The following is a 10,234-nucleotide window of genomic DNA, read 5'->3' on the forward strand; positions in this document are numbered from 1 at the left end:
CCTCGTGCTCGGCGGCTTCGATCCCGCGACCAAGAAATATGTCGGCACCGAAGCCGTGATCAAGGCCCAGATCGCGCAGGTGCAGGCAGACAAGAAGATGCCGGCCAAGGACAAGAAGGAAGCGATCGACGAGCTCAACGAAGCGCTGAAGACGCCGGCGCCGCAGATCGAGAACAAGGCTAACATCGACCTAATCGGCAAGTACTACGACAAGCTGGTCGCCGCGCTCGGTGACGACGAGAATTGAGCGAGTTTCCTGCATCGTCCTGGCGAAAGCCCGGACTCATTACCGAAAAGTCGTCGTCGGGCGAACTGGCAATCACGAGTCTCCGCAAATTTGCTTCTGCGGTCATGGGCCTGGATCGGCACTTGCTATGCTCGCTTGTCGAGGACGACGCAGTGACTGGTCGGGTCGATGGACAAACGCAAAAGCCCCGGAAACATCTCCGGGGCTTTCGTCGTTTTAGCTGTTTGCAGCGCGATGCAGCTACGTCCGCGTCCGCATCCGCATCATGAAGCTGTCGAAGCTGAGCTCGGCGACCTGCATCCAGGCCAGCGACTCGCTGCGATAGGCGGTGAGGCTCGCATACATCTTGCCGAAATGCGGATTGTTCTTGGCGAGGTCGGCGTAGACCTCCCCGGCCGCCGTATAACAGCTCTCGAGCACTTCTTGCGGGAAGGGCTTGAGGATGGCGCCGGCAACGAGCAGCCGCTTGAGTGCTGGTGGGTTGACCGCATCGTACTTGCCGGTCACCCAGGTGAAGGTATCGAGCGATGCACTCGAAATGGCCGCCTGATAATGCTTGGGCAGCGCATTCCACTTCTCGAGATTCATGATGTTGTGGCCCTGGCCGGTGCCTTCCCACCAGCCCGGATAATAATAGTACTTCGCCACCTTGACGAAGCCGAGCTTCTCGTCGTCATAGGGGCCCACCCATTCGGCCGCGTCGATCGTGCCCTTCTCGAGCGCGGGGTAGATGTCGCCTGCCGCGATCTGCTGCGGGACGCCACCGAGCTTCGAGATGATGGTGCCGGCAAACCCGCCGACGCGGAATTTCAGTCCCTTGAGATCATCGATGGTCTTGATCTCCTTGCGAAACCAGCCGCCCATCTGGGCGCCGGTCGAACCTGTGGGCACGCCGATCGCGTTATGCTCCTTCAAGAGATCGTTCAGCATCTCCTGACCACCGTTCCACAATAGCCAAGAGATGTGCTGGCGCGTGTTGAGCCCGAATGGCAGCGATGTGCCGAAGGTGAAGGCGGGATTCTTGCCCCAGTAATAATACAGTGCGGTATTGCCGATCTCGACCGTACCGTTCGAGACCGCGTCGAGCACTTGCAGGCCCGGCACGATTTCGCCGGCGGCGAAGGGCTGGATCTGGAATTTATTGTCGGTGATCTCGGCGACGCGTTTGCAGAAATATTCGCAGCCGCCATACAGCGTATCCAGAGATTTCGGCCAACTCGCCGCCAGGCGCCATTTCACCTCGGGCATCGATTGCGCGACAGCTGGCGCTGCGACTGCGCTTGCGGCGAGGCCCAGCCCGCCCGCCGTCAGGAATTTACGACGTTCCATGCGTTTCCCTCCTGTGATGTCGAGTCCTCGACGAGGGGATTGCGATCTTGACGTCGCTTTGTCTTCGCCGGTGGCCGACGTTTCTTGGCGTCCGAAATTCGAATTCCGGATCGCGGTCAGGATGACGAAAGGGCCGCAGCAAAGCAAGCGCACTTTGGTTGCGCTGCCGGCGACGCCCTCAATGCTGCGCTGCGAACGCGTCCTCCATGGCCTTGCGCGCCTTCACCGTCTCGTTGCCCGCATCGAACTCGACGTCGCTCCAGCGCACCATCGCGCCATGCGCGACGTCATGTTTCAGCTTCACACGATGCGCCAGACCGATCGGCAGCGCGTCGGCCTTCAAGCTCGCGGCCGCCGGCACCAGCTTGCCCCACACCGTGTAGCCGCCTTCGCCATCCAGCATCTCGCCGGCGCGCAGATTGCGTTTTGCCACGGCCGCGACGTCGCCGCGGAAGCCTGTGGCCTGTCCGGTCGGCTCGCTCCGCAGCGCCGCCGACAGCACCGAGATGTTCAGTTCGAGGCCGATCAGATGATAGGGCTTGTACATGGCCGCGAAGCGCCCGCTGGCGTCGGTCTTCAGGCCGTATTGCCTGAAGCAATCGGCAGCATAATCGTTCGGTGCCTCCAGCACGACATAGACGCCCCAGCGGAGGTCGCGAAACACCGGCCGGCCGTCGCGCTCGAGCGAGGACACCACTTCCACCACGCCCGCTCGCTCCAGCACGCCGCCGCGTGAGCGCGGCCGCATGATATGTGGCAGATCGTCGACGCCGCAGGGCGGAAACAGCAGGCCGTCCGCGGGCACGTCGAGGGCGCAGGCATTGGCGATCGCGGCCATCTCGATCGCCGATTTGGTGCCGTCGAGGAAGGAGTTGAACATCTGCGGATTCATGCCGGCCGACTGCGCTTCGCCCGGAGTGAGGCCGTAATGCTGCCAGACGCCATCAGGCGTCACGTCATGATAGGCCGGCAGATATTTTGTGCCCTTGCCGGCGGCAACGACGCGGAAGCCAGTGGCCCGCGCCCAATCCACCATCTCCGCCGTCAGCGCCGGCTGGTCGCCATAGGCGAGCGAATAGACGACGCCGGCTTTTCGCGCTTCCTCTGCGAGCAGGGGGCCCGCCAGCACGTCGGCTTCGACATTGACCATCACGATATGCTTGCCCGCCGCAATCGCAGCGCGCGCATGCGTGATGCCGGCGGCGGGATTTCCGGTCGCCTCCACCACCACGTCCATCGCACCGCCGGCAATAGCGCGCACACCGTCATCGGTGAAGGTGGTCGCGGCGATGCGCGTCGAGTCCCAGCCGACGATGCGGCACGCCTCGCGGGCGCGGTCGCAATCGATGTCGATGATGACAGGCACTTCCAGCCCCGGCGTGTGCGGCACCTGCGCCAAAAACATCGAGCCGAATTTTCCGGCGCCGATCAGCGCGACACGAACCGGCTCGCCGGCGGACGCGCGGGCCTGGAGGAGACGGAAGAGGTTCATGGGGATATGTCCTGCGGAATGATCGTGTCCCCGACGCGGAGCAGCACGAAGTGCTGCTCCGCAGAGCCGGGACCCAGTGTAAGGGAATTCCGTGTCGGTGGGCCCCGGCTCAGCAGCGCATCACTGACGTGCTGCGCTGCGTCCGGGGCATGAGAGCATCCTACATCCTACTCCGCCGCCTGCCGCGGCGCACGCGCGAGCCGCAGCAGCGCGTCGTCCTCCACCGTCTTGATCGGTGTGAAATCGCGATGCGCGATGTAGTCCGGCCGCGTCGGGGTGCGGATGTAGTTCGAGACCGCATTCAGCGTCAAATACACGATTTTGCGCGGGTAGGGCGTGATGTTGCCGGCCGAGCCGTGCACGAGATTGCCGTGAAACATCAGCATGCCGCCGGGTTTGCCGGTGGGCGCCACGATGCCGCCCTGCTTGACGAGGCGTGTCACGGTGTCCTCGTCCAGCGTCCACAGCGGATAGGAGGTGGTGGCGAGGTCATGCGAGGCTTCGAGATCGCCGGCGTTCTGGCTGCGCGGCACCAGCATCAGGGGGCCGTTGATCGGCATCACCTCGTCGAGGAAGATCGCGATGTTCATCGCGCGCGGCTCCGGCATGCCGTCGTCGCGCTTCCAGGTGCCGTAATCCTGGTGCCACTGCCAGACGTCGCCGGTGAAGGCCGATTTCGCGTTGATCTTGAACTGGTGCATGTAGACCGGTTCGCCGAAGAGCTGCTCGACCGGCTCGATCATGCGCGGATGTGCGCCCAGGATGCGGAAGGCCTCGTTGTAGAGATGTGCGGCAAAGGCGGTGCGCGGCGCACCGCTCTTCTCGCGCCAGACCTCCGGCCGGTTGGTGTCATAGATGCCGACCGCCTCTCGCGCGAGCAGACCGACCTCCTCCTGGCTGAACAATTCGGGCAGGAACAGCCAGCCCTCGCGGTGGAAGAACTCCAATTGCTCTTGAGACAGTTTCATGGGTCGTCCTCCTGTTGTTTATTGTTGTCATTGCGGGGCGGTCCGCAGGACCGAACCCGGAATCCATTCATCCACAATCTCTGCCGCTCAATAGATTCCGGGCTCACACTTCGCGTGCCCCGGAATGACGGCGTTTGTGGTTACGCCGCAACCTCTTCCGTCGCCCTCAATCTCTCTTCGGTCATCCGTCCCGCCGTCTGCGCATGGGCCAGCGCCGCGCGTTCGGCAGCGTTCGCATCGCCCGCGAGAATGTGCTTGGCGATATCGGCATGCTCCGCCCAGGCGCTGGCGCGATAGTCGAGCTCGGACAGCACGGTCGCCATCGAGCGGCGCATGTGCGGCCATTGCGGCGCCATCGTCTCCTCGATCACGGGATTGCCGGCGATCTGGTAGATCGCGCGATGAAAATCGACGTCGAGCCCGATGAGTTCGGCCAGCGTCGTGTTACGGTCGATGGGGCGTCCGGCGGCAAGCGCCGCCTCCAGCCGCGCGCGACCCGCCGCGTCCGTGCCTGCACGTTCGGCAGCAAGCCGGGCGGCGAGTGCATCGATGGCGCCGCGCACCTCGTAAAGCTGGCGGATACGTGACGGGTCGAGCTGGGTGACCTCAAAGCCGCGCTTGCCGCTCTCGGCGACGAGGCCCTGCCGGTGCAACAAATGCAGCGCGTGCGACACCGGCTGGCGCGACACGCCGAGCCTGTCGGCGAGCTCGTTTTGCCGGATGCGCTGGCCAGGGGGCAGGGTGCGGTCGGAGATCGCCTCCAGGATCCGGGCATAGACCTGGTCGATCAAGTTCGGGAGTGGGTCGAGAGGGATCACGCCGGCAGCTCCGCGGCACCTGAAAACGGAATACGGAATTCCGTATTCGAAGCTACGCGGTGCGGCTGAGGGCGTCAAGCGGTACCATAGGATGGCCGCCTCTCATTTCGAAACGCGCTAAGCTATTGATATCGCTCGCGCCGTCTACTGTGCATGGGGTTGTTTTTCGAGAAAACGATCCGGCCCGGCGCCGTCCTACTTGATCTTGCCCTGCTCGATCAGCATCCGGCTCATCAGATAGAGCCGCGGCACGATCGAGTTGGTGTCGATGAACTCGTCGCGGGCATGATAGCCGAAGCCGGCGAGGCCGAAACTCTCGACCACGACCGCCTTGCCGCTGCGATTGGCGTAGCCGGCATCGGTGGCGCCTCCCGTCATCTCGGTGATGTCGAGCTTGCGGTCGATCTCGGCATAGATCGACTGTCCCACCTCGGCCAGCGCGCGGCCGCGACCGCTCGCGACGAAGGGCGGGCGGCCCGCTGTGATCGTCACCTTGGTTTCGGTGTCGGGAACGAGCTTCTCCTTCACCTTCTCGTCGAGCGCCGCCTGCAATTTGGCGATGCCATCGGGAATGGTGAGGCGGATGTCGGCGCCGGCCTCGGCCTTTTCCGGAATCTGGTTGCGTACGGTGCCGGCCTGCGCCGTGGTCCAGTTGAGCTGCGTGCCGGGGATCGACTTGGCGACGTCTTTGGTTTGCAGCAATTGATGGGCGAGCTCGATCAGCGCGTTGCGGCCGAGATCGGGCGCAGCGCCGGCATGCGAAGCGCGTCCTTTCACCTCCATCTTCGCCGTCGCGGTGCCGCTCGCCCCCAGCAGCAAGGAGTCGTTCTTTGCCGGAGGCGAAGCCGCCGTCGGCTCGCAGGAGAGCACGACGTCGTGCTGGTCGGCGAGCTCCGCGATCATCTCGCCCGACCCGATCGACCCCACCTCTTCGTCTGGATTGAACGACACGGTGAGCCTGGCATAGTCGTGCCAGCCGGCATCCTTCAGTATCTTGAGCGCATGCAGCACCACGGCGATGCCGCCCTTGTCGTCGGCGATGCCGGGGCCATAGATGCGGTTGCCGTCAACGCGGTACGGCTCGCTGGCGAGGACGCCGCGCTGATAGACCGTGTCCATATGCGCGATCAGCATCAGGTTTCGCGTGCCCGAGCCCTTGAACGTGGCGATCACCATATCGGCGCCTGTGCCGGCGGTGGTCTTGCGTCGCTCCGTGACGGCGCCAAGCGCCTTCAGGCGCGCTTCGGTGAAATCGGCCATCTTCTTCAAGCCTTCGGCGTCGCCGCTGCCACTCTCGATCATCACCATGTCACGCAGCGTCTCGATCAGCGGCGCCTTCTCCTGCTCGGCCGCGGCTTTCAGCTTCTCGTCGGCGGCCGCGACCGCGCTCGTGACGCCGGCGGCGAGACCGAGCAGCGACAGAGCAAGCAAGGGAGTGAGGCGGAATGTCATGAGGTGTCCTTTCCCGTTTCGAGCGGCGGCACCGCACGATCGGACGGAACCGTAACATCTAGGCAATCCGGATGCCACGTTTCGCTAGCGCTCAAGCACCTCCACATCGAGCGCCGCGATCCGCTCCGCATCGGCCAGCGCGTCGATTCCCGCGATCCGGTCGCCGTTGAAGGTAACACGAAGCGCGATGCGCAGATGTCCACCGAGGATGACGGCGACGCCGATCTCGCCGTCGACCAACGCGGTCCGTGCGGCCTGGGCGCGGCCCTTGTAGAGCTGCGCCACCGCATCGGCGCCGCGAATCTCGGGCAGCGAGCCGAGCCGCACCGCGGCTTGGTCGGCGCGGAATACGACGTCGGGATCGAGCACGGTCAGCAGGCCCTCGAAATCGCCTTCGCGCGACGCCTTGAGGAACGCATCGACGATTCGGCGCTGGTACGACAGGTCGGTCTCGGGCACCGGTGCGCCCTGCACCCGCCGCCGGGCGCGACTCGCGAGCTGCCGCGAGGCCTCGACCGAGCGGCCGACGATCGGCGCGATCTCCTCGAAGGGCACGGCAAACATGTCATGCAGCACGAACGCGAGCCGCTCCGCCGGCTGCAACGTCTCCAGCACGACCAACAGGGCGGCGCCGACGGAATCGGCCATCTCCGTCTCGCGCTCGCGCGTCTCGTCGATCGGCTCGGGCACGTGCGGGCCCATCGGATCCTCGCGGCGCGATTTCCGTGCGCGCAGCATGTCGAGGCAGATGCGCGCGACCACCGTCGTGAGCCAGCCGCGCAGGTTCGCGACATCGGACATGTCGTAGCGGCTGACCCGCAGCCAAGCCTCCTGCACGGCATCGTCGACCTCAGCACGGGACCCCAGCATCCGGTAGGCCACGGCGCGCAAATGGTCCCGGTTGGCCTCGAACTGGTGGCTGAGAAAATTTTGTTCGGTCATCGGTCACATTCCCTCATCGCGATCCGTCATGCCCATGACGAGGCCAATCCGGCCGATGTGACCGGAACCTTCGAAATTCAACAGACGGAGACGCAAGATGATGCACGCTCGCATGAATCACCCGGTGATGGTCCTGCCTGAGGCCATGAACCACCTTCAATCCATTGGCAACCTGACCAAACAGGGTCTGCCGGAAAAGCTCCTGGAGCTGGTGCACCTGCGGGCCAGCCAGATCAATGGCTGCGGCGTCTGCGTCGATATGCACCCGAAGCTCGCCCGTAAGCTCGGTGAGACCGACGAGCGCCTGTTCGCCGTGTCCGCCTGGCGCGAAGCGCCCTATTTCACCGAGGCCGAGCGCGCCGCGCTGGCGCTGACCGAGGCGGTCACGCGCCTTGCCGATCGCGAAGATCCGGTGCCTGATGCGATCTGGAACGAGGCCGCCAAGCATTTTGACGAGCGCGAGCTCGCAACGCTGATCCTCGCGATCGCGACGATCAACGTCTGGAACCGGCTGAATGCGACGATCAAGATGCCGGTCGGCGTTTGGAAGGTGTGAGGCCTCTTCCTTCGCCTCTCCCGGACGCAGGGAGGGGCGAAGAGCGCTCCTACTCCGCCAGGAATCTGTTCACCGCCTCGCCGAACTCAAGCGGCGCCTGTTCGAACATCCAGTGGCCGGCGTTCGGAATCACCGCCGTCTTGCTGCCCGCGATGTGCTCGGCGAGCACGCGCCACATCACCGACAGGCTTCCTGTCGTCGCGCCGCCGCCGATCAGCAGCGTCGGCGTCTTGATCGCCTGCGCATCGGCGAGCGTGTAGGGCTTGCGCTGCTCGTTGATCTGGCCGAGGAAAGTGATCGCGTTGTCGCGCAGTTGCTGCTTGGCCGCCGCAGGTACGCGCCGCCAGGAGCCGTCGCCTTCGATGCCGTCGTAAAAATTCTGCAGCGCGCCCTCGATGTCACCGGCGCGGATCATCTCGACCGAGCGCGCCGTACGGGCGGCGAGCGGCGGATGCGCGGGCGTGCCGGCGGGGACCGGCAGGCTGGCATCGAGATCGCCGCCCGGCTCGGCCAACACCAGTTTTCGCAACAGATCAGGCCGTATCTGCGCTACGCGGAAGGCGATGTGACCGCCGCGCGAATGCCCCATCAGGTCGACCGGTGCGGGCCTGACCTGCTCGATGAAGGCGATCACGTCGAAGACGTGCTGGGCCATCTTGTAGTCGTCGCCGACGGCATCCCAATGCTCGGGAAAGAAGTGCCGCAGGCTGACCGAGATCACGCGATGATGCCGCGACAGCGGTCCGAGCACCGAATACCAGGTGCGGAAATCCCCTAACGTGCCGTGCACGCAGACCAGCGGCGCACCGTCTCCGACTTCGAGATAGGCCATGTCGTAACCGTTGACGCGAAATGTCTGCATGATCAGCTCGCCAGAAACTCCAGGACCACTTCGGAGTATTTTTGCGGCGCCTGCTCGAACATCGGGTGCGTCGCGTTCGGGATGATCGCCTTCTTCGAATAGGGCACATGCGCCGCGAGCGCATGCAGCACCTTTGGCAGCAGGCCCTTGGTCCGCGCGCCCAGGATGAACAGCGTCGGCATTTTGATGGACTCCGCATCCGCCTTCGAGAACGGCGGGCGGTTGTCGCGACCTGACCGATCAGCGTCATGGCGTTGTCGCGCAGATTTTGCTTCACCGTCGCCGGCAGCCGCGGCCAGGTGCCGGGGCCCTCCAGCGCGTCGACGAAGACGGCGAGGCCGCCGTCGACGTCGCCGGCCGCGATCCTCTCGGCCGATGCTGTAAAGCGCGCCAGCAGCGGCGAGGGGCCGCCGACATAATCGGGATCGAGGCTCGCATCGAGCTCGCCGCCCGGCTCGGCGAGGATCAGTCGCCGCAGCATATCCGGCCTCCGCTGCGCCACGCGGAAGCAGATGTGCCCGCCGCGGGAATGGCCCATCAGGTCGACCGGCCCGAGGTCGAGCTTCTCGACGAAGGCGATGACGTCATCGACATGCTGGGCGATCGAATAAGTGTCCCCGACGCCGTCCCAGCGCGCCGGGTAGAAGTGCCTCAAGCTGACAGCGATCACCCGGTGGCGCTGCGACAACGGGCCAAGCACGCAACCCCAGACGCGGAAGTCGTTCAGCGAGCCGTGCACGCAGACCAGCGGCGGGCCGCCCTTGGCTTCGCCCACGTCGAGATAGGGCATGTCGTATCCGTTGACGTGGAGGCTTTGCATTCTGGGCTCGCGCGAAGGAAAAGGAACTCTGTGCAAGATTCCCGGAAACCGGGTGGATCGCAACTATTTCCAAGCCTAAATTCGAGCGGACAACACAATCGGGCATGCGACAAGGACGCAGCCAGGAACCAAGCCATGACTGACCAGCATTTTGCCCTGTTCGACACCAGGATCGGCCTGTGCGCCATCGCCTGGGGCCCGCGCGGCATCAATGGCACGCAACTGCCGATGGGCGGCGAGCAAAAGATCCGCACCCGTATCCATCAGCGTCATGCCGAGGCGACCGAAGGCGAGCCCACCGCCGAGGTGCAACAGGCGATCGATCGCATCGTCAAACTGCTCGCCGGCGAGCCCGATAATCTCACCGACATCCCGCTCGACCTCGACGGCGTGCCCGAGTTCAACCGCGGCGTCTACGATATCGCCCGCACCATCCCACCGGGCAAGACCATGACCTATGGCGACATCGCCAAGCGGCTCGGCGGCGTCGAACTGTCGCGCGACGTCGGCCAGGCGCTCGGCCGCAATCCGTGCCCGATCGTCGTGCCCTGCCATCGCGTGCTCGCGGCCGGCAACAAACCCGGCGGCTTCTCGGCGAATGGCGGCGTGGTGACGAAGCTGAAGATGCTCGAGATCGAAGGCGCGCTGGTGAACCACACGCCGAGTCTGTTTGATTGAGGGGTGCCACCCCCCGGAGGGGGGCCGGAGGGGGGGGGCACCCCTCAATCAAACAGACTCGGCGTGTGCC

General features: G+C 64.8%; 10 protein-coding genes and 1 pseudogene (1 of these 11 cut by a window edge). 3 read left to right on the forward strand and 8 right to left on the reverse strand.

The genetic code is table 11. The features are described 5' to 3' along the window. Nucleotides 1-247, forward strand: the 3' end of a protein-coding gene (locus IVA91_RS26510) for a hypothetical protein (protein WP_247276781.1). The gene continues 341 nt to the left of window position 1, outside the view; only the last 247 of its 588 coding nucleotides appear in the window; the start codon falls outside the window, past its left edge; its stop codon occupies nt 245-247. Nucleotides 248-487: 240 nt separating this feature from the next. On the opposite strand, the gene IVA91_RS26515 is transcribed toward IVA91_RS26510, so the two are convergent. From IVA91_RS26515 to IVA91_RS26540, 6 genes are all read right to left on the reverse strand, one after another. Then, a complete protein-coding gene (locus IVA91_RS26515; RefSeq protein WP_247276780.1) occupies nt 488-1,576 on the reverse strand; it encodes an ABC transporter substrate-binding protein in 1,089 nt (362 codons plus the stop codon). A 178-nt stretch (nt 1,577-1,754) separates the two neighbouring features. Further along, nucleotides 1,755-3,068 (reverse strand): Gfo/Idh/MocA family oxidoreductase, encoded by a 1,314-nt coding sequence (locus IVA91_RS26520; protein ID WP_247276779.1) that lies wholly within the window; start codon nt 3,066-3,068, stop codon nt 1,755-1,757. Between the two features lie 167 nt (nt 3,069-3,235). Then, nucleotides 3,236-4,036, reverse strand: a complete 801-nt coding sequence (locus tag IVA91_RS26525; protein ID WP_247276778.1) for a phytanoyl-CoA dioxygenase family protein — start codon at nt 4,034-4,036, stop codon at nt 3,236-3,238. Between the two features lie 140 nt (nt 4,037-4,176). Then, nucleotides 4,177-4,854, reverse strand: coding sequence for a GntR family transcriptional regulator (locus IVA91_RS26530; RefSeq protein ID WP_247276777.1), 678 nt, complete (start codon nt 4,852-4,854; stop codon nt 4,177-4,179). 195 nt (nt 4,855-5,049) lie between these two features. After that, complete coding sequence (locus IVA91_RS26535; protein ID WP_247276776.1) at nt 5,050-6,306, reverse strand: M20/M25/M40 family metallo-hydrolase; 1,257 nt, start codon at nt 6,304-6,306, stop codon at nt 5,050-5,052. Nucleotides 6,307-6,390: 84 nt separating this feature from the next. Continuing rightward, nucleotides 6,391-7,248: a sigma-70 family RNA polymerase sigma factor gene (locus tag IVA91_RS26540; protein ID WP_247276775.1), complete on the reverse strand. Its 858-nt coding sequence runs from the start codon at nt 7,246-7,248 to the stop codon at nt 6,391-6,393. A gap of 100 nt (nt 7,249-7,348) precedes the next feature. On the opposite strand from IVA91_RS26540, the gene IVA91_RS26545 reads away from it, so the two are divergent. Further along, nucleotides 7,349-7,804, forward strand: a complete 456-nt coding sequence (locus IVA91_RS26545; RefSeq protein ID WP_247276787.1) for a carboxymuconolactone decarboxylase family protein — start codon at nt 7,349-7,351, stop codon at nt 7,802-7,804. A 49-nt stretch (nt 7,805-7,853) separates the two neighbouring features. On the opposite strand, the gene IVA91_RS26550 is transcribed toward IVA91_RS26545, so the two are convergent. Both IVA91_RS26550 and IVA91_RS26555 read right to left on the reverse strand, forming a co-directional pair. Continuing rightward, nucleotides 7,854-8,666 carry an alpha/beta hydrolase gene (locus tag IVA91_RS26550; protein WP_247450476.1) on the reverse strand — a complete coding sequence of 271 codons (813 nt, stop codon included), beginning with the start codon at nt 8,664-8,666 and terminating at the stop codon, nt 7,854-7,856. Nucleotides 8,667-8,668: 2 nt separating this feature from the next. Further along, a pseudogene (locus IVA91_RS26555) lies at nt 8,669-9,486 on the reverse strand (alpha/beta hydrolase). Between the two features lie 135 nt (nt 9,487-9,621). On the opposite strand from IVA91_RS26555, the gene IVA91_RS26560 reads away from it, so the two are divergent. After that, nucleotides 9,622-10,164 (forward strand): methylated-DNA--[protein]-cysteine S-methyltransferase, encoded by a 543-nt coding sequence (locus tag IVA91_RS26560; protein WP_247276773.1) that lies wholly within the window; start codon nt 9,622-9,624, stop codon nt 10,162-10,164. The last annotated feature ends 70 nt before the right edge of the window (nt 10,165-10,234 follow it).

Source organism: Bradyrhizobium sp. 153, from assembly GCF_023073835.1.
In the GTDB taxonomy this organism is placed as follows: Bacteria; Pseudomonadota; Alphaproteobacteria; order Rhizobiales; family Xanthobacteraceae; genus Bradyrhizobium.